This window comes from Paraburkholderia sp. SIMBA_054, assembly GCF_046534875.1.
GTDB classification, from domain to species: Bacteria; Pseudomonadota; Gammaproteobacteria; order Burkholderiales; family Burkholderiaceae; genus Paraburkholderia; species Paraburkholderia hospita.
Map to the genome: position 1 here is coordinate 1 of NZ_JAWRXV010000068.1, position 17,876 is coordinate 17,876.

Sequence of the window (17,876 nt, forward strand, 5' to 3'; positions counted from 1 at the left end):
TAACAGGGGTGCCGTCACTACCGTTGCGCGTAAACGTCAGATCGGCGCGCGGTACACCGATTTATGCAACAACGCCCGGCAATGCCGTCGAGATCGACCACGGCAACGGCCTGATCACGCGCTATGGGCACGCGTCGAAGATCGTCGTGCAGGAGGGCGATCTCGTGCTGCCGCGCCAGCATATCGCCGATGTCGGCTCGACGGGTCGCTCGACGGGCCCGCATCTGCACTTCGAAGTGCTCGTCAACGGCGCGCCCGTCGATCCAACCGACTATCTCGCACTTTTTATGGGGCCGTCTCATGGCTGATTTACTTCGCCCGGGCAGGCGGCGCGGGCGCGTCCGCGGGCATGTCCGTGGCCATGTCGTCACGCAGCGCACGTATGAATTGCAGCCCGTGCGTTCGCACGCGGTGCGCATCGGTGTGTGGGCGCTCGTTTGTATCGCGTGCATGGCGGCAGGCGCAGCGGCGATGCGTGGCTACGCGCGGCCCGATGCTTCAGCGGGTCCGTCGTGCGTCGCGCCCGCAGCGCACGACGAGTTGCAAGACGCGCTCGCACGCGCGCAGCTCACGCTGAAGCAGGAATCGGCGTCGCGCGCGAGCGTGCAGAAATCCGCCGACGCGCTCACCGTCGAAGTGCGCCGGCTCCAGGCGCAAGTGCTGTTTCTGCAGGGCCAAAGCCGTTCGCGCCGCTGAGGCGCGGCGCGTGTTCGACTTCATCCCGGTATCGATTATGTTCAGCAAGAAGAAGTCACCCGGCGTCTCCCAGAACAAACTGGCGACCCTCATTGCACACGACGTGACCATCACAGGCGACATCGAATTCAGCGACGGCCTGCGCATGGACGGCCATGTAAAAGGCAACGTCGCGGGCAAGGCCGGATGCGAGACCCTGCTGGTGCTGAGCAATCGCGGCTCGATCACGGGTAACGTGTACGGCTACGACGTGATCGTCAACGGCAGGATCACGGGCGACGTGATCGCCGATCACTTCGTCGAGTTGCAGGAGAACGCGCACATCACGGGCAACATCTACTACCAGCAGTTGCGGATGGATGTGGGCGCGTCGGTGGATGGCAAGTTGACGCGGCGCGATGTTGCGCCCACGCCGGCGAGCCCGCATATCGAGCCCGCGACGTTCGCGCTGCAAAAGGCCGACGTATCGACCATAGATCAGTGACGGGCCTGGACGGCGCCTCACGTCACGTCGTCGGCATGCGCTCCTGAAGCAGTTCGCTGAATGCGTCGGCCGTGAGCGGCTTGCCGAGCAGGAAGCCCTGCATTTCGTCGCATTGCAGGTCCTTGAGCTTGTCGAGCTGCGATGCCGTTTCGACGCCTTCCGCCACCACGTCCATTTCCAGCGAATGCGCGAGCGCGATGATCGCCTGCACGATTGCGCTGCCTTCGTGGCCGTCGGCATCGAGTCCGCTCGTGAAGAAGCGGTCGATCTTCAACTGCTTCACGCGAAAGCGCTGCAGATAGGCGAGGCTCGAATAGCCGGTGCCGAAGTCGTCGATTGAAATTTCGAAGCCGCTGTTCTGGAACTCGCGGATCATTTCGGTCGTCTTGGCGGCGTCCTGCATCGCGACCGTTTCCGTGATCTCGAACATGATCTGGTTGCAATCGACGCCTTCCGCGTGCACGATCTCCAGAATCTTCGCGACGAGATCCGGCTGCGCCATCTGGCGCGGCGACAGGTTGATCGCGATTTTCATCGACGGCAGGCCGGCACTTTCCCAGCGGCGAATCTGGCGGCACGTCTCGCGCACGACCCAATAGCCGATCTCCACGACCTGCCCGGAACGCTCGGCGATCGGGATGAAATCCATCGGCGGGAGCACGCCGATCTCCGGGTGATTCAGGCGGATCAAGGCTTCCGCGCCCGCGACCGCGCCGCTGTCGCCGCGGAACTTCGGCTGGAAGTGCAGCGAGAAATAGCCCTTGCCGAGCGCCTCGTGCAGCGCGCTCTGGATCTTGAGCGTGCGCATCGCCGCTTCGTTCATGTGCGCTTCGAAGAAGCGATACGTGCTGCGCCCGCCGCGCTTTGCTTCGTACATCGCGGCGTCGGCGTGCTTCAGCAACTCGTCGACGGAACTGCCATCCTGCGGATACAGCGCAATGCCGATGCTCGGCATGATCTGCAGCATCTGGCTTTGCGTGCTAATCCCTTCGCGCATCCGTTCGAGTACGGCCTCGGCCATCCTTTCTGCGTCGCGAGGCGCGCCGATGTTTTCGGCCAGCACGACGAACTCGTCACCGCCGAGCCGCGCGACGGTATCGACGTTGCGCACGCATTGCCGCAGGTGCTGGGCGAACGATTTCAGCACTTCGTCGCCGAACGCGTGGCCGAGCGAATCGTTGATCGTCTTGAAGCCGTCGAGGTCCATGAAGAGGATCGCGAAGCCCCGGCGGGTCTGCTTCGACGCGTGGATCGCGCGCTCGATGTGCTCATTCAGCGTGCGGCGGTTCGGCAGATCGGTGAGCGTGTCGTAGGTGGCAAGGCGCACGATCTGGTTGTTCAGCGACGAAACCGAGCCGGCGAGGAAAGTTGTGTGTGCATCGAAGCGCGACAGGATCAGCGTGACGATCAGAATCACGAACGTGAACAGGATGATCGTCGTCGCGAGCCACTGCGCATTGACGCCGCGCGCGGCGCCGCACACCGAGCCGGGCAGGAAGTCGGCGGCAGCCATGCCTGTGTAGTGCATGCCCGTGATCGCGATGCCCATCACGCAAGCTGCGCCGATGCGCTTGATCAGCACGCGATGCTGGCGCGAATCGCGCAGCGTGTGCGCGATCCACAGCGCAGCCATCGACGCCGCGATCGCAATCGCGACGGACGCGGCGAACAGGCCCGGACGATAGTGGATGCCCGGCTGCATCTGCATTGCAGCCATGCCGGTGTAGTGCATGCCCGCGATGCCGAAGCCCATCAACAGGCCGCCCGTGACGAGGCGTCTGGCGGAGAGCGTCGGGCGCGCCACCTGGACGAGCGCGAAGTACGACACGATCATCGCGATGATGAGCGAGTAGCTGGTGATCGCGAAGTCGTAGCCGAGCGGGATGGGCAGCGAGAAGGCCAGCATCCCGATGAAGTGCATCGACCAGATGCCTGTGCCCATTGCGGCCGCGCCGCCTGCTAGCCAAAGGTGGCGCAGGCGGGCCGATGCCATGGTCGAAATTCGCCCGGCCAGGTCGAGCGCCGTGAATGAAGCCAGTGTTGCGACGGCGAGCGACACGACAACCAGACCGAGATAGTAAGTGCTCTGCATGTCAGTTCCGTCGCAAGAGGAAGTTCCCTCGACTGGTTAACGGCAGCCGTTTTAAAACATTGAGCACTTTTTTAAAAGTTTTATTCGAAGATTTAGCGAGGCGTTTTGAAAGCTGTTTAGCGGCTTTTGAAGTCTTTAAAAGGCATGAAATAGCCCGCAAAAAATGGTGGGTAAAATATTCCGATGAAGATCAGGGTTCCTGTTCCATTTCTGTACAGGCGCTTGCAGCCTGCGTTTCCAGCGCGAAGCCTTCGTCGAGCCAGCCCGTCACGCCGCCGATCATGATTTTCACTGGCCGGCCGAGTTTTGCGAGGCGGATTGCACCGCGCGTCGCGCCATTGCAATGCGGGCCGGCGCAATAGGTCACGAATAGTGTATCGGCCGGATATTCGCGCAATTTAGACTCGATGATTTTCCGGTGTGGCAGATTGAGTGCGCCGGGAATATGGCCGCGCGCGAAAAGCTCGGGGCTGCGAACATCGAGCAGCACGAAGTCGGCGTTGCCCGACGCGAGGGTGTCCGAGACGTCCCAGCAGTCGGTCTCGAAGCTCAGCGACGACTCGAAATGCGCGAGCGCGCTCGCGCTGTCGGCGGCGGGGACGGCACTGACGGTGGAAGGGGCCATGTGTGTTCTCCTTGTCGATGGGGATGATGTGTCAATTATGGGCAGCGGGCCGCGCGCCCGTAAGTGGCGCAATCGTCAATCTCCGGTAATATCACGCCATGCAAGATCATCTCGTCGCGGCGCTCGTCTACGACCGCCTGTGCACTTTCGAATTCGGTTGCGTGACCGAACTGTTCGCGCTCGAGCGCCCGGAACTCGGCGTGACGTGGTATCGCTTCGCCGTCTGTGCGGTCGAACCAGGGCCGATTCGCGCGGCGGGCGGGATCGGCATTGCTGCGCCGTATTCGCTCAAGATGCTCGATCGCGCGTCGACGATCGTCGTGCCCGGCTGGCGCGATCCCGACGAGCGTCCGCCCGAGCCGCTGCTGAAAAAAATCCGCGCGGCCGTCGAGCGCGGCGCGCGTGTCTGTTCGATCTGCTCGGGCGTGTTCGTGCTGGCTGCGGCGGGTGTGCTCGACGGCAAGACGGTCACGACCCACTGGCGATACGCGGAGAAGTTGCAGCAGCGCTATCCGCAACTGCGCGTGAAGCCCGATGCGCTTTATGTCGACGAAGGGCAGGTGATTACGTCGGCGGGATCGGCGGCGGGGCTCGACATGCTGTTGCATCTCGTGCGGCGCGACTACGGCAGCGCGATTGCGAACCGCGTCGCGCAGCGGCTGGTCGTGCCGCCGCATCGCGAGGGCGGCCAGGCGCAGTTCGTGCCGCGTCCTATGCCGCAGGACGACAGCAGTCGTCTCGCGCGACTGATGGATTACGTGCGCGCCAACCCCGCGCATGCGCATACGCTGGCATCGCTGGCGGACCAGGCGGCGATGAGTCCGCGCACGTTGCAGCGGCAGTTTCGCGACGCGACGGGAATGGCGCCTTACGAGTGGCTGATCCGTGAGCGCGTGGCGATTGCGCGCGAGTTGCTGGAGTCGCCCGCCGATCTGCCGATGTCGCGCGTCGCGGAGCTGGCAGGCTTCGGGTCCGAGGAATCGCTGCGTCGGCATTTCCGGCGCATTGCGTTGACGAGTCCGGGCGCGTATCGCAAGAAGTTCGGTGCGTCGGCTGTGGCGTGATGTTGCTGCGCTATGCTTGATGCGACAGGAGGCGACCACATGACAACGGAGTCGAATCATGCACGCGACGCGGAAGTTGCGCGGTTGCTCGATCACGCGCCGCAGCGCGATGCAGCCGATACGATCATGTTCGCGCGGCTGATCGGCGCGAAGTTCGCGAGCGGCGAACTGCTGCATCTCGGCTTGACGCGCGCCGCGCTCGACGCGGTGTGCTCACGTCATTTCCGCGACGCGGCGCCGCTGCATGCAGTGCCCGAGCACATTGCCGCGAGCGCGCATCAGCCTTTCGTCGATGCGTTGCGCGCTTTCCTGCTGCATCACGAGTCCTCACTCGCTGCAACGGATGCCGATGCGCAATGCCTCGCGACGATCATCGCCACGGCGTGCCTGCGTCCCGATCACTTGTGGCGGGATCTCGGACTCGACGGGCGCGACGACGTCACGGCGATCCTCACGCGCCACTATCCGGAACTCGTCGCGCGCAACACGGATAACACGCGCTGGAAGAAATTCCTCGCGCGCGAACTGGCGCTCGCCGAAGGCCGCGTGCCTGCGCCCGCGCCGGGCTGTCCCGGTTGCGAAGACTACGCATTCTGCTATCCGTCGCGCTGAACCTACCTGCAAGCTGCGCCGAAGCATCCGCGCAAACCCGGCCGTAGAAACCCGAAGTTGAGCGGGACTCATACCCGGCATCAAAAAACATCGCTTCATCGTCGAAAAAAGCGGACCGCACAATCGCGATGCCATGTCATGCCCCTGCGCTGGCGCGGCGGGTCGCGTTATCCGCGCGGCCGATCACAACAAGATCCGAGACCTTCCCCGCAGATAAATTTGCGTGGGACGGGAGTAAGCGCTAAAGCGCTAACTCCCATCGACCGCAAATGAATTTGCATGGGATGGGAGTAAGCGCTAAAGCGCTAACTCCCATCGACCGCAAATGAATCTGCATGGGATGGGAGTAAGCGCTAAAGCGCTAACTCCCATCGACACAGGAGACATTCGATGATGCAATCCATCAAGCTGCGCACGGCCCTGTTCGCCGCCGTCGCCACTGCGGCAACCATACTCACGGCAGGCAGCGCGCATGCCGCCGACAGCAACGCCGCGAAATCCGGAAGCTGGTGCAGCGCGGGCAAGACCGTGCACTTTGCGGGTATCACGTGGGAAAGCGGCGCGTTCGCGACGGAAGTGCTGCGGCAGATTCTGGAGAAAGGCTATGGCTGCAAGACGGACGTCGTGCCGGGCAGCACGGCCGCGACGGAAACCGCGCTCGCGCACAACGACGTGCAGATCTGGGCCGAGCAATGGACAGGCCGCAGCGAGATCACCGCGAAGGCTGTCGAGACGGGCAGCGTGAAGCTGGTCGGCGATACGCTGCCGGGCGGCACGAAAGAGGGCTGGTTCGTGCCCGACTACGTCGTGAAGGGCGATCCCTCGCGCGGCATCAAGGCATCGGCGCCGGGACTGGCTTCGGTGGCGGATCTGCCGAAGTACAAGAACGTCTTCACCGACGATGAAGAGCCGAACAAGGGCCGCTTTCTGAACTGCCCGAGCGGCTGGGATTGCGAGCGCGTGAACTCGCGGCTCCTGAAAGTGCTCAAGCTGGATGACGCGTACACGAACTTCCGTCCCGGTACGGGCGCGGCGCTCGATGCCGCGATCGCATCGGCTTACACGCGCGGCGCGCCGATCCTGTTCTACTACTGGGGTCCCGCTGCGCTGATGGCAAAGTACAAGCTGACCGAGCTGAAAATGCCCGCGTTCAACGACGCGTGCTGGCAGACGCTGCGCAACGAGAGCAGCACGCAGCAATGTGCGTCGTCGTATATGGTCTCGCACGTGACGGTCGGCGCGTCGACGCCGTTCTACAACGCCGAACCGCAATTGATGACGATGTTCACGAAGGTCAAGTTTCCGATGGACTTCCTGAACGCGACGATTCTCGACATGAGCGTCAAGAAACTGGATGCGCAGACCATGGCCGCGCAGTCCCTGCGCACGCATCCGGAAATGTGGAAGACGTGGGTGCCTGCCGATGTCGCGGCGAAGGTGCAGGCGGGGATCGCGGGTTGATCGTGTTGCGCGTGTGAACGGGCGCGGACAGCGGCGCGAACGCGTCGCTGTCGGTTCGTTCGCGGTACGTGCAAAGGAGGCAGTCGCCACTGTGGGTTATCGCGCCATGTAACGGACTTCCAGGCCCGGGATTGCATGCATAATGGGTGTGGCCAACGCCAAACATTCCTTTCCCGAAAGCGCCCGCGCCAGCTGGAGTTGCGCCGATGTGTTCCGGAACATGCTTGCGATCGACCTGGAGGATGGCATGTCCGGATCCGAAACGTTACCGCCCCCCGATCTCTACATCACGCCGGAGCTGCATCGACGGGTGCCGAAGTTTGTCGATCACCTCGGCGAAAAACTCGCTTTGCAGGACATTGGCGCGCAGATGCTCGATCATCCCGAGCAACTCCTGCCCAGGCTCGTCGAACGGGCGATGCAGATGACGGGTGCCGAGTCGGCGGGCATCAGCGCGTTCGAGCCGGTGGAAGGCAGCGCAGGCATATTCCGATGGCGCGACCTGCGCGGCAAGCTGGCGCCTTTCGAGGGTGCGACGACGCCCCGCAATTACAGCCCGTGCGGCGTCTGCCTCGATCGGTTCGAGCCCACTTTGACGCGCCATCCCGAGCGCCATTACGGGTGGATTGCGGACGCCGGTGTGGTCTGTCCCGAAGTGCTGCTGGTGCCGCTTTACATGGCGCATGGCCAACCGCTCGGCACGTTGTGGATCGTCGCGGAGAAGGAAGGGCAGTTCGATAGCGGGCACGCGCGCATCATGCGCGAACTGGCGTCGTTTGCAGGAATTGCGCTTGCCATGCTGCAAAACCAGAGCCGGCTTCAGGAAGCACTGGCTCAGCAGGAGTTGCTGACGCGCGAGATGAATCATCGGGTGAATAACGTGTTCTTCGTCGTCGATGCGATGATCCAGATCGGCAAGCGGTCCGCAACATCGACGGCCGCCTTCGCCGACACGCTTTCAGGCAGGCTGCATGCGCTTGCTGCCGCGCACGCGCTCGTGCGCCATAGTTTCGGGCCAGGGCCGCAGGTTCAGCGACCTTCCATTGCGACGCTACACGCGCTGACGGGCGCGATCTTCAAGCCCTACGAAGGGACGAGCCAGGCGCGTTTCAGCGTGGAGGGAAACGATTTATGCCTCGGCGATCGCGCAGTCACCAGCCTGGCTTTGGTGTTTCACGAGCTTGCGACCAACGCGGCCAAATACGGGGCATTAGCGGAAGACGCAGGGTGTGTGTCGATCGATTGGGAACAACAGGGCGATTCCCTTGCAGTGCGCTGGGAAGAAAACGGCGGGCCGCCGATCACGGCGCCTCCGCAAGCAACCGGCTACGGCACGAGGCTGCTGAACAACACCGTTACGCGTCTGTTCGGCGGTACGTTGGTGTCCGATTGGCGTGAGCAGGGTCTGGTCGTGGAATTGACGATTCCTCTGGCCAGGCTGATGGACTAAGGCGCACTCGAGCGTCGCTCGCGCGGCTTCCGTCGCGGCGCGAAGCCCCGTGAAGCATGCGAAAAAGCGGAACCAGCAAAACGAAAATCCGCCGCGCCGCCATCGTCATATAGAATGACGCGCTTTGCCCGTTCTCGCCATGTGGTTCAAGAATCTACAGCTTCACCGTCTTCCCGCTCCGTGGAAAGTGAGCGCCGAGCAAATCGAAAAGTGGCTCGAGCCGCACGCGTTCCAGCCGGCCAACAGCGTCGAGACGACGCGCCAGGGCTGGGCGTCGCCGCGCAATGACGGCACACTCGTCTACTCGACCAACAAGCAGCTGCTGCTCACGTTCCGCGCGGAAAAGAAACTGCTGCCCGCTTCCGTCGTCACGCAGGTGACGAAGGCGCGCGCGCTGGAACTCGAAGAGCAGCAGGGTTTCAAGCCCGGCCGCAAGCAGATGCGCGACCTGAAAGAGCAGGTCACCGACGAACTGCTGCCGCGCGCGTTCAGCATCCAGCGCGATACGCGCGTGTGGATCGACACCGTCAACGGCTGGCTCGCAATCGATTCCGCGTCGCAAGCGCTTGGCGACGATGTGCTCGGGCTGCTGGTCAAGTCGGTGGATCGGCTGCCGATCATGAGCGTGCGCGTCGCGCAGGCGCCCGTTTCGGCGATGACCAACTGGTTGCTCGCGGGCGACGGCCCCGTCAATTTCACGCTGGACCAGGACACCGAGTTGCGCTCGCCCGCGGAAGGCAATGCGACGGTGCGCTATGTCGGCCACGCGCTCGAAGCGGACGACATGCGCCGTCATATCGAAGCGGGCAAGCAGTGCATGCGTCTGGCGATGACGTGGAACGACCGCGTGTCGTTCGTGCTGACGCCGTCGCTGACCATCAAGCGCGTCACGCCGCTCGATGTCATCAAGGATGCCGCTGACCCGACCGCGCAGAATGACGACGAACAGTTCGAGTCCGATTTCACGCTGATGACGGGCGAACTGGCGAAGATGCTGGACGGCATCGTCGACGCGCTCGGCGGCGAACTCGCCGACGGCATCGCGCCCGCAAAGGCCGCGTGACGCACGTCAGCGTGTCATAAGGCAAGCCGACACAGAAAGGCCCGCGCGAAGCGGGCCTTTCTATTTGCGCGGAACGCCTCGCGTGCCGCGTAAATCAGTCGAACATATTCCTGAACGCAACGGCGACGATCACGGGCACGCACATGACGAGCGGTATCGCGAAGTAAGGCACTTCGAGATCCACGTACCAGCTATAGACGAGCCAGCCGATCCCCGCGCACAGCGTGCCGATGCCGATGAGCGCGGTCATAACGTTCAGCAGCGTAGGCGAGGGTTTCCAGTGCGTCTTTTGTTCTTTTGGCGAAGGCGAGTTCATTGCGGCTCCGGAGCGGATCGTCACGAGTTTCGATTCGTTCGATTTTACTCCGGTGGCATGCGCGCGGCTGAATAGCCGTCGCCTGTCACGCCGCCCTGAAAGCGCAATGAAGGGCGGCACGGGCTTCGACAGCACGACTTATTCGAACGCCTTGTCGTTCGGATTCTTGTAGAGCGCGCGCAGGTTCTCGCTCATCGGAAAGTCGAAGTTCATGTTCTTGGGCGGCACGGGCTTCATGAACCACCGGTCGTACATTGCGTCGATCTCGCCGCTCTTCATGACCTGCGCGAGCGTGTCGTCGACGATCTTGAGGAAGGCCGGGTCGCCCTTGCGCAGCATGAAGCCATACGCTTCCGACGATTGCGGCGTGCCGACGATCACCCAGTCGGCAGGCTTTGCCGTCAGCGTGCGCGTGCCCGCGAGCAGCACGTCGTCCATCATGTACGCGACGGCGCGGCCCGTCTCCAGCGTCATGCGGCCTTCGCCGTAGTCCTTCGCGCTGATGATCTGCATGTTCATCTTCTTCTCTTCGTTCATCTTGCGCAGGATGCGTTCTGACGTCGTGCCCTGATTCGTCACGACCGTCTTGCCCGCCAGATCGGGAAAGTCCTTGACGCCCGAATCCTTGCGCGTGAGCAGGCGCGTGGTCGCGACGAAGAACGTATCGCCGAACGCGACCTGGTTCTGACGCGACGTGAGGTTCGTGGTGACGCCGCATTCGAGATCGACGGTGCCGTTCTGCACCAGCGAAATGCGGTTCTGCGATGTGACGGGAATGAAGCGCACCTGCAGATTCGGCTTGTGTGTTTTGGCCTTCACCGCGTCGATGATCCGGTTGCACAGGTCCTGCGAAAAGCCGATCACCTGATTGTTCGTATCGACATATGAGAACGGAACCGACGTCTCGCGATGGCCGATCGCGATCAGATTGGCGGCCTCGACTCTGGCGAGCGTCGGTTGTGCGTCCTGCGCGGCGGCGTTCGTCATCGTCGTAAGGCAGGGCGCCGAGACGCACAAGGCGAGTGCGAGCGAAGTCAGTCGGTTCATTGCAGGTCCTCTGGTTGAATCGGTAGCGTGTTTACGAATGTTGCCATGAAAACAATTATTGCAACATATGTTTTACCCCTAAGTTCGATCTCTTGCCGGTTGAGGCGCGGTCATGTGGATGGCACGCGGTGATGGCATGATGAATGCAGCGGTGCCTTCCTCTGTAGCCCTGTGTACTTGTCCATCAACAAAATCAAGGAGAAAACCGATGCACGCCGTTCGCCAATGGATCGCTGGAGTTGCCCTCGCCGCGACGCTTGCCGCGCTGGTCCCGCTGCCTGCCGCCGCGCAGACCGACCCCGGCGCGATGCCGCCACCGACGCCCGCAGGCGACGGCACGTTTCTGCTGACGATCTTCCTGAAGCACGACCAGTCGAAGCCGCTGCCGAAGATCAACCAGCAACTAGCCGATCAGGGCTTCTACAAGGCGTTTCCGCCGCCCGGCATCGAAGTGGTGTCGTGGTACGTGATGATGGGGATCGGCCAGGTCGTAACGCTGCGCGTGCCGGCCAACCGCCTGCGCGAAGTGAACCGCGCGATCGAGGAGACCGCGTGGGGCGGCTACAGCACCGATTTCTACCCAACCTACGATTACAAGGCGATCGCCGAGCAGGCGCGGGCAAGGAACAGCAAGTGAACCGCCGCGTCAGTACCACGGCTTGTCGTTGAGCGGCGAGCCGGTGATCTTGACGATGAAGTCGAGAAACGCGCGGACCTTCGCGGACGGATGACGCCGCGAAGGGTAGAGCGCGCAGAGCGGAAAGCGCTCGTCGGGCCAGTCGGGAAAGAGATCGACGAGACGGCCGCTGTCGAACAGCGGCTGCGTGCCGAGCGCCATGATCTGCGCGATCCCGTGACCGGCGAGACATGCGCCGTGCATTGTCGAGACATCGTTGACCATGAGGCGGCCGCGTGCGTCGATGATGAGTTTTTTGCGCGGCCGGTGAAACTCCCACACGAATGGGCGTCCTGTTTCCGGGTCGCGGTACTGGATGCAGTTGTGCGGCTCGCGTTCGAGATCGGTCGGCTTGAGGGGGCGGCCGTACTTCTTCAGATAGCCTGGCGACGCGGCCGTCACGATGCGTGTATCGAGCAGCCTGCGCGCGACGAGCGTCGACGGACGCGGCTCGCCAAAACGCACGGCGAGATCGAAGCCGTCGGCGACCATGTCGCCGAGCTGGTCGCGCGTGATCAGGTCGAGATTGAGTTCCGGATAACGCGCGACGAATTCGCCGATGCGCGGGCTCAGCACGATCTTCGAGAAGAACGGATCGACGTTCACGCGCAACCGTCCGCGTACGGCTGTCGCGCCCCCTGCCGCCGATGCCGCCGCTTCTTCGAGGCCGTCCATGAGCGGCACGATCTGTTCGTAGAGACGCAGGCCTTCATCGGTGAGCTTGACGGTGCGCGTGGTGCGGTCGAACAGGCGGATGCCGAGCCGCGCCTCCAGCCGCGCGACCGAGCGGCTCACGCCGGATTGCGACATGTCGAGCCGTTCGCTTGCGCCCGCAAAGCTGCCGCTTTCGACGATCGCCGTCAGCACGCCCATGCCGTTGAGAATCCGTTCGTCGAAGGACATGGTGCGCTCCTTGTTGAAATGAATGACATTGTGTCATGAATCAATTGACACTCATGTCATGGTGTAAAGCGCTGCCGGCGACCAGAATCCATCCCGACGCAAGCAATTTCTCATTGAACGGGAGTTTGGGGATGTACGCAATTACGGGTATCACAGGTCAGGTCGGCGGTGTGGTCGCGAGGACGCTGCTCGCGCAGGGCAAGCAGGTGCGCGCGGTGGTGCGCAGCGAGGAAAAGGGCGCGGCCTGGGCTGCGAGAGGCTGCGAAGTGGCACTCGCGGAGATGCATGATCGGGACGCGTTGCGGCGTGCGTTCGAGGGTGCGGAGGGTGTGTTCGTGCTGTTGCCGCCCGTGTTCGATCCGTCGCCGGATTTTTCGGAGTCGCGGAGGAATATTGCCGCGCTGCGGGCTGCTTTGAGCGAGGCGAAGCCGGGGCGCGTGGTCGTGCTGTCGACGATTGGCGCGCAGGCCACGCAGCCCAATTTGCTGAACCAGCTTGGGATTATGGAGCAGGAATTGGGCACTCTGCCTTTGCCTGTTGTGTTTCTGCGTGCTGCGTGGTTCTTTGAGAACTTTGTATGGGATGTTGAGCCAGCTCGGGCGAATGGTGTGATTCCTAGCTTTCTTCAACCGCTCGATAAGCCGGTGCCGATGGTGGCAACTGATGATATTGGGCGCGTTGCCGCGGAGTTGCTTCAGGATGCCTGGACGGGGGCGCGGGTTGTTGAGCTTGAAGGGCCGCGCCGCGTGACGCCTGATGAGATTGCTGCTGCGTTTGCTAGTGCGCTTGATCGGTCGGTGCGGATGCAGATCGTGCCGCGGGATGAATGGGAGTCTTTGTTCCTCTCGCAAGGGATGAATAATCCGCTGCCGCGGATGCAGATGATCGATGGGTTTAATGAAGGGTGGATTGAGTTTGAAGCGCCTCCGGCGTCGGTTAAGGGGGATGTTACGGTTGAGATGGTGGTTCGCCAGTTGGTCAAGAGTTAGCGCCTTTGCGGCGCGGGCGGTTTGGTTTGCTTTTGTTTGCGCTGGCATCCGCATTATGGCTTTGGTGTGCATGCGTAGCCGTTGTGGGCTTGCCGTTGCGCTGGCATCCGCGCTTTGCCTTCGTGCTTCAAGCGTCGCCCCTGTGCGGGGCGGCACCTACTTTTCTTTGCCGCCGCAAAGAAAAGTAGGCAAAAGAAAGCGGCTAACACCGCCAGTTCTTGTGTTTGCCTGAGGGCCCCCAACCGGTCTTACGCTTCACACGGTAGTGCCTTGGTTGGTGCTCGTTGCCAACGCTTCGAATGAACGCCTCACCCGCTTCGAACTCCCATACACGGGCTAGCGGCAGCGAACGATATGTGCTGCCCAGGTGGCAAACTGTGTGTAGGTTGTCGCGTCGTATAGCCTGGCGCTCTTACAGGGTGGAACGCGTGCGCAATCGGTCCGAAGTGAGGCGTGTGTGGGCTCTACGGCCTACACACAGTTTGCCACCTGGGCGGCCGTGGAATATCTGGCACGGCATGATGTGTATTAGCCTGGACCGGACCTGACAGGTAGTCGGGGAAGCGAATGAAGGAAGGCGATTCAGTGAGGAATCAGTTTCTCCCTGGCAAGTTCGAGTGAGTCGAGGAAGGTACGCATAGGCGTCTTGCCGTAGCACCATCGCCCTTGATGTTCGCGCTCATTGTTGTACTGGTCAAGCCATGCGTCGAGATCGGTCTGCAGGGCGGCGATCGAGTCGTAGATCTTCCTGCGGAACACGATGCGATAGAACTCGTTGAGCATGGTCTTGTGAAGTCGCTCGACGATTCCGTTGGTCTGTGGAGAACGAGCTTTGGTACGGGTGTGATCAATGTTCTCCACGGCCAGATAGAGCTCATATTCGTGATGCTCGGGGTTTCCGCAGTACTCGGTACCCCGGTCAGTCAGAACGCGAGCGAGCGGAATACCGTAGCCGTCGAAGAACGGCACGACGCGATCATTGAGCAGGTCGGCCGCCGGCAGCGGGGTCTTGCGGTCGTAGAGTTTGGCAAACGCCACCTTCGAGTAAGTGTCGACGAAGGTTTGCTGATAGACGCGGCCGACGCCCTTGAGGGTGCCCACATAAAAGGTATCCTGGGCGCCGCAGTAGCCGGGACATTCAGATTCGAATTCGCCATGCGTTTCCTTTTCCAGCTTGGCCCGCTCCAGCGCGGTGAGCTGCGATTCGGTCAGCACCAGCCCTTCCTGGGCGGACTTCGCCTCCAGCGCCTTCAGGCGCTTGTTCATGGTCTCAAGATCATGGCGCAGCCAGATGCTACGCACTCCCTGTGGCGAGACGCTGAGGGCGTGGCGTTTGAGCACCTCGTTGGCGATACGGATCTGGCCGTAAGCGGGCAGTTCCAGGGCCAGTTCGATCACCGCGGCCTCGACCTGGGGATCCACGCGGTTCTTTAGCAGCGGGCGGTGGTGGGAGATTTCCTGCAGGGCCGCTTCACCGCCCTTGTCGTACAGTTCCTTGAAGCGGTAGAAGCTGTCGCGGGAATAGCCCATTACCCGGCAGGCCTGACTGACATTGCCCAGTTGCCGCGCCAGTTCGAGCATGCCGACCTTGGCGCGGATGACTTTCTGTTCCTGAGTCATGGTGGACTCCTTGCGGTTCACCGCGCGCGTTGCCGCTTCGGACTACGTCCTCCGCGCCCACGCGCAACGGCACGAGAAACCGACCACTGTCAGATTTAGTCTAGGCTATTGCACATGATGCAGCGCGGGTGGGTGAAGTGGGTGAGGCGCACCGCAAGAGCGTTGGCAACGAACAAGGGTCACGTGCTTGCCGTGTGAAGCGTAAGAACCTTTGGGGGCCCTCAGGCAAGAAGAAATGTTGGCGGTGTGAGCCGCTTTCTTTTGCCTACTTTTCTTTGCGGCGGCAAAGAAAAGTAGGTGCCGCCCCGCACAGGGGCGACGCATGAACGGCAAACACCGTAACGCGGATGCCAGCGCAAACACAGGCAAACCACACCAGCGTCGCAGACACCAACAAACCCCGCGTTAAGCAGCCCGCGCCACAGGCGCAGAAGACGCCCTCAACAACACCGGAATCGACTTCGAAGTCGGCGTATTACACACATCAGCAACGCTATTCAACGGCACAAGCGGATTCGTCTCCGGATAATAAGCCCCGAGACACCCACGCGGAATGTCATACTCGACAAGCAAAAACCGCTCAGCACGCCGCTCGATCCCATCATCCCAGATGGTTTCCATATCGACCCAATCGCCAGCCTTGAACCCAAGCATCGCGATATCAGCAGCATTCACAAACACCACGCGCCGCTGGTTATAAACCCCGCGATAGCGATCATCCATCGCATAGATGGTCGTGTTGTACTGATCGTGCGACCGAGTCGTCATCAAGGTCATCGCACGTTCACCGTGCAGCCTCCGGGCCCGCTGGATCGGCGTATCGCGCTGAATCTGATGCACAACGAAGTTCGCCTTCCCCGTCTCCGTCTTCCAGTCGCGCTCGCGCGACGCAACCCGCAGATGGAACCCGCCCGGCTGCTCGATCCGCTTGTTGTACTCGTAAAAACCATCGATCGACCACTCAATCGCATCGCGAATCTTCGCGTAATCATTCGCGTAAGCAAGCCAGTCCACCTTCGCGCTGCCAAGCGTCGCCTCCGCAATCTGCGCAACGATACGCGTCTCCGACACGAGGTTGCCCGACGCAGGCGTGTTCATCCCGTACGACACGTGAACCATGCTCATCGAGTCTTCGACAGTCACACCTTGCGCAACGCCATTCTGCAAGTCGATTTCAGTGCGCCCGAGCGTCGGCAGAATCAGCGCTGCCTTGCCATGCACGAGATGGCTGCGGTTGAGCTTGGTCGTGATATGCACCGTCAGGTCGCAGGCGCGCAGCGCTTCCCACGTGCGCGGCGTGTCCGGCGTCGCGATCGAGAAATTGCCGCCCAGGCCAATGAACACTTTCACGTGGCCTTCAAGCATCGCCTCGATCGTTTCGACCACGTCGTAGCCGTGACCGCGCGGCGGCTCGAAATCGAACACCTTGCCGAGCCGGTCGAGAAACGCGTCAGTGGGCTTTTCCTCGATGCCGATTGTGCGGTTGCCCTGCACGTTCGAGTGGCCGCGCACCGGGCACAGGCCGGCGCCCAGACGGCCGATATTGCCGCGCATCATCATCAGGTTCGACAGCATGTGAACCGTCGGCACGGAATGCTTGTGCTGCGTGATGCCCATGCCCCACGTCGAGATCACGCGCTTGCCGTTCACGTAGATGCGTGCGAGGTTCTCGATATCTTCGCGCGGCACGCCCGATTCTTCGACCAGCGCTTCCCAGCTTTGTCCGCGCAGATCGCCAGCGAAGGCTTCGAAGTTGGCCGTGTGTTCTTCGATGAACGCGACGTCGAGCACACGCTCGGCGTTCTGTTCGACAGCGAGGTCGTCGAGTTCCAGCACACGCTTGGCCACGCCCTTGATCAGCGCGAAGTCGCCGCCGATCTTCGGCTGGATGAACGTCGACGCAATCTGCACACCCGACGACAGCATGTCCGTCACGTGCTGCGGGCTCGCGAATCGTTCGAGGCCGCGCTCGCGCAACGGGTTGATCGACACAATGGTCGCCCCGCGTTTCGCGGCGTCACGCAGTTCGTTGAGCATGCGCGGGTGGTTCGTCGCCGGGTTCTGGCCGAAGATCAGCAGCGTGTCGGCGTGCTCGAAGTCTTCGAGCAACACCGTGCCCTTGCCGATGCCGACCGTGGTCGGCAGGCCGCGGCTCGTCGCCTCGTGGCACATGTTCGAGCAGTCGGGGAAGTTGTTCGTGCCGTACATGCGCACGAACAGTTGGTACAGGAACGCGGCTTCGTTGCTCGCCCGGCCCGACGTGTAGAACGCGGCGCGATGCGGACTGTCGAGCCCTTTCAGATGCTTCGCGATCAGTTGATACGCGGCGTCCCACGAAATGGGTTGGTACTTGTCCGTCAGCGGATCGAACACCATCGGATCAGTCAGGCGGCCATGCTGTTCGAGCGTGTAGTCGTCCTGCTTCATCAACTCGTCGATGGTGTGCTGCGCGAAGAACGCGGGCGTCACACGCTTGCTCGTCGCTTCCGCCGCAACGGCCTTCACGCCGTTTTCGCAGAACTCGAAGGTCGACGCGTGCTGGCGGTCCGGCCATGCGCAGCCCGGGCAGTCGAAGCCGTCCGCCTGGTTCTGCTTGAAAAGCGTCTTGTACTTGCCCCCGGCGACCTTCTCCTTGACGAGATTGATCGCGACGTACTTCAATGCGCCCCATCCGGCGGCAGGCCCGATGTACGGTTCGATGCGGCCCGGTTTGGTGCTGGTCTTGTCCATGTGTTCTTGTGTCCGGTGTGGCTTGATGTTGAGGCTAGGGTAGTGGGG

17 protein-coding genes are annotated in these 17,876 nt (G+C 62.1%); 10 read left to right on the forward strand and 7 right to left on the reverse strand.

All coding sequences use genetic code 11. The features are described from left to right. The 3 genes from SB822_RS45745 to SB822_RS45755 all read left to right on the forward strand — a co-directional run. Positions 1 to 308, forward strand: a 308-nt coding sequence (locus SB822_RS45745) for a M23 family metallopeptidase (RefSeq protein WP_410857810.1), incomplete at its 5' end; no start/stop codon positions are given. Then, entirely contained in the window at positions 301 to 696 is a 396-nt protein-coding gene (locus tag SB822_RS45750; RefSeq protein ID WP_007745940.1) for a hypothetical protein, read from the forward strand. The genes SB822_RS45745 and SB822_RS45750, both read left to right, overlap by 8 nt. A gap of 37 nt (positions 697 to 733) precedes the next feature. Continuing rightward, positions 734 to 1,180, forward strand: a complete 447-nt coding sequence (locus SB822_RS45755) for a polymer-forming cytoskeletal protein (RefSeq protein ID WP_086917945.1) — start codon at positions 734 to 736, stop codon at positions 1,178 to 1,180. A gap of 22 nt (positions 1,181 to 1,202) precedes the next feature. Here SB822_RS45755 and SB822_RS45760 read toward each other — a convergent pair whose 3' ends face one another. Together SB822_RS45760 and SB822_RS45765 are read right to left on the reverse strand one after the other, a co-directional pair. Beyond that, positions 1,203 to 3,272, reverse strand: coding sequence for a putative bifunctional diguanylate cyclase/phosphodiesterase (locus tag SB822_RS45760; protein ID WP_114222470.1), 2,070 nt, complete (start codon positions 3,270 to 3,272; stop codon positions 1,203 to 1,205). A gap of 190 nt (positions 3,273 to 3,462) precedes the next feature. Then, a complete protein-coding gene (locus SB822_RS45765; protein WP_007745946.1) occupies positions 3,463 to 3,897 on the reverse strand; it encodes a rhodanese-like domain-containing protein in 435 nt (144 codons plus the stop codon). 98 nt (positions 3,898 to 3,995) lie between these two features. Between SB822_RS45765 and ftrA the strand changes: the two genes are divergently transcribed. The 5 genes from ftrA to SB822_RS45790 all read left to right on the forward strand — a co-directional run bounded on the left by ftrA (position 3,996) and on the right by SB822_RS45790 (position 9,547). Further along, entirely contained in the window at positions 3,996 to 4,961 is a 966-nt protein-coding gene (gene ftrA / locus SB822_RS45770; RefSeq protein ID WP_009769654.1) for a transcriptional regulator FtrA, read from the forward strand. Positions 4,962 to 5,000: 39 nt separating this feature from the next. Further along, positions 5,001 to 5,573, forward strand: a complete 573-nt coding sequence (locus tag SB822_RS45775; protein ID WP_009769653.1) for a nitrogen fixation protein NifQ — start codon at positions 5,001 to 5,003, stop codon at positions 5,571 to 5,573. Positions 5,574 to 5,963: 390 nt separating this feature from the next. Further along, on the forward strand, positions 5,964 to 7,034 hold the full coding sequence (locus tag SB822_RS45780; protein ID WP_410857811.1) for an ABC transporter substrate-binding protein: 1,071 nt from the start codon (positions 5,964 to 5,966) through the stop codon (positions 7,032 to 7,034). 247 nt (positions 7,035 to 7,281) lie between these two features. Beyond that, positions 7,282 to 8,484: a sensor histidine kinase gene (locus tag SB822_RS45785; RefSeq protein ID WP_236674166.1), complete on the forward strand. Its 1,203-nt coding sequence runs from the start codon at positions 7,282 to 7,284 to the stop codon at positions 8,482 to 8,484. A 139-nt stretch (positions 8,485 to 8,623) separates the two neighbouring features. Continuing rightward, positions 8,624 to 9,547, forward strand: a complete 924-nt coding sequence (locus tag SB822_RS45790) for a recombination-associated protein RdgC (protein WP_007745952.1) — start codon at positions 8,624 to 8,626, stop codon at positions 9,545 to 9,547. A 94-nt stretch (positions 9,548 to 9,641) separates the two neighbouring features. Here SB822_RS45790 and SB822_RS45795 read toward each other — a convergent pair whose 3' ends face one another. Beyond that, positions 9,642 to 9,863 (reverse strand): hypothetical protein, encoded by a 222-nt coding sequence (locus SB822_RS45795; RefSeq protein WP_094297801.1) that lies wholly within the window; start codon positions 9,861 to 9,863, stop codon positions 9,642 to 9,644. Positions 9,864 to 10,001: 138 nt separating this feature from the next. Continuing rightward, positions 10,002 to 10,910 carry a glutamate/aspartate ABC transporter substrate-binding protein gene (locus tag SB822_RS45800; protein ID WP_094297800.1) on the reverse strand — a complete coding sequence of 303 codons (909 nt, stop codon included), beginning with the start codon at positions 10,908 to 10,910 and terminating at the stop codon, positions 10,002 to 10,004. Positions 10,911 to 11,118: 208 nt separating this feature from the next. On the opposite strand from SB822_RS45800, the gene SB822_RS45805 reads away from it, so the two are divergent. Beyond that, a complete protein-coding gene (locus SB822_RS45805; protein WP_086918258.1) occupies positions 11,119 to 11,547 on the forward strand; it encodes a hypothetical protein in 429 nt (142 codons plus the stop codon). Between the two features lie 9 nt (positions 11,548 to 11,556). On the opposite strand, the gene SB822_RS45810 is transcribed toward SB822_RS45805, so the two are convergent. Continuing rightward, the gene (locus SB822_RS45810; RefSeq protein WP_410857812.1) at positions 11,557 to 12,489 is read right to left on the reverse strand and encodes a LysR family transcriptional regulator; all 933 of its coding nucleotides are present in this window, start codon (positions 12,487 to 12,489) and stop codon (positions 11,557 to 11,559) included. A gap of 131 nt (positions 12,490 to 12,620) precedes the next feature. Here SB822_RS45810 and SB822_RS45815 point away from each other — a divergent pair, with 131 nt between their 5' ends. Then, positions 12,621 to 13,478 carry an NmrA family NAD(P)-binding protein gene (locus tag SB822_RS45815; protein WP_410857824.1) on the forward strand — a complete coding sequence of 286 codons (858 nt, stop codon included), beginning with the start codon at positions 12,621 to 12,623 and terminating at the stop codon, positions 13,476 to 13,478. Positions 13,479 to 14,060: 582 nt separating this feature from the next. On the opposite strand, the gene SB822_RS45820 is transcribed toward SB822_RS45815, so the two are convergent. Further along, the gene (locus tag SB822_RS45820) at positions 14,061 to 15,098 is read right to left on the reverse strand and encodes an IS481 family transposase (protein WP_410857813.1); all 1,038 of its coding nucleotides are present in this window, start codon (positions 15,096 to 15,098) and stop codon (positions 14,061 to 14,063) included. A gap of 405 nt (positions 15,099 to 15,503) precedes the next feature. Beyond that, the gene (locus SB822_RS45825) at positions 15,504 to 17,828 is read right to left on the reverse strand and encodes an FdhF/YdeP family oxidoreductase (RefSeq protein WP_009769646.1); all 2,325 of its coding nucleotides are present in this window, start codon (positions 17,826 to 17,828) and stop codon (positions 15,504 to 15,506) included. Positions 17,829 to 17,876 lie beyond the last annotated feature (48 nt).

What these genes read in the sequence shown, in the direction of transcription:
- SB822_RS45805 (WP_086918258.1), top strand. Translation starts at nt 11,119, where the DNA reads ATGCACGCCGTTCGCCAATGGATCGCTGGAGTTGCCCTCGCCGCGACG.
- SB822_RS45815 (WP_410857824.1), top strand. Translation starts at nt 12,621, where the DNA reads ATGTACGCAATTACGGGTATCACAGGTCAGGTCGGCGGTGTGGTCGCG.
- SB822_RS45795 (WP_094297801.1), bottom strand. Translation starts at nt 9,863, where the DNA reads ATGAACTCGCCTTCGCCAAAAGAACAAAAGACGCACTGGAAACCCTCG.
- SB822_RS45765 (WP_007745946.1), bottom strand. Translation starts at nt 3,897, where the DNA reads ATGGCCCCTTCCACCGTCAGTGCCGTCCCCGCCGCCGACAGCGCGAGC.
- SB822_RS45755 (WP_086917945.1), top strand. Translation starts at nt 734, where the DNA reads ATGTTCAGCAAGAAGAAGTCACCCGGCGTCTCCCAGAACAAACTGGCG.
- SB822_RS45820 (WP_410857813.1), bottom strand. Translation starts at nt 15,098, where the DNA reads ATGACTCAGGAACAGAAAGTCATCCGCGCCAAGGTCGGCATGCTCGAA.
- SB822_RS45750 (WP_007745940.1), top strand. Translation starts at nt 301, where the DNA reads ATGGCTGATTTACTTCGCCCGGGCAGGCGGCGCGGGCGCGTCCGCGGG.
- SB822_RS45825 (WP_009769646.1), bottom strand. Translation starts at nt 17,828, where the DNA reads ATGGACAAGACCAGCACCAAACCGGGCCGCATCGAACCGTACATCGGG.
- SB822_RS45775 (WP_009769653.1), top strand. Translation starts at nt 5,001, where the DNA reads ATGACAACGGAGTCGAATCATGCACGCGACGCGGAAGTTGCGCGGTTG.
- SB822_RS45810 (WP_410857812.1), bottom strand. Translation starts at nt 12,489, where the DNA reads ATGTCCTTCGACGAACGGATTCTCAACGGCATGGGCGTGCTGACGGCG.
- SB822_RS45780 (WP_410857811.1), top strand. Translation starts at nt 5,964, where the DNA reads ATGATGCAATCCATCAAGCTGCGCACGGCCCTGTTCGCCGCCGTCGCC.
- SB822_RS45760 (WP_114222470.1), bottom strand. Translation starts at nt 3,272, where the DNA reads ATGCAGAGCACTTACTATCTCGGTCTGGTTGTCGTGTCGCTCGCCGTC.
- SB822_RS45790 (WP_007745952.1), top strand. Translation starts at nt 8,624, where the DNA reads ATGTGGTTCAAGAATCTACAGCTTCACCGTCTTCCCGCTCCGTGGAAA.
- ftrA (WP_009769654.1), top strand. Translation starts at nt 3,996, where the DNA reads ATGCAAGATCATCTCGTCGCGGCGCTCGTCTACGACCGCCTGTGCACT.
- SB822_RS45800 (WP_094297800.1), bottom strand. Translation starts at nt 10,910, where the DNA reads ATGAACCGACTGACTTCGCTCGCACTCGCCTTGTGCGTCTCGGCGCCC.
- SB822_RS45785 (WP_236674166.1), top strand. Translation starts at nt 7,282, where the DNA reads ATGTCCGGATCCGAAACGTTACCGCCCCCCGATCTCTACATCACGCCG.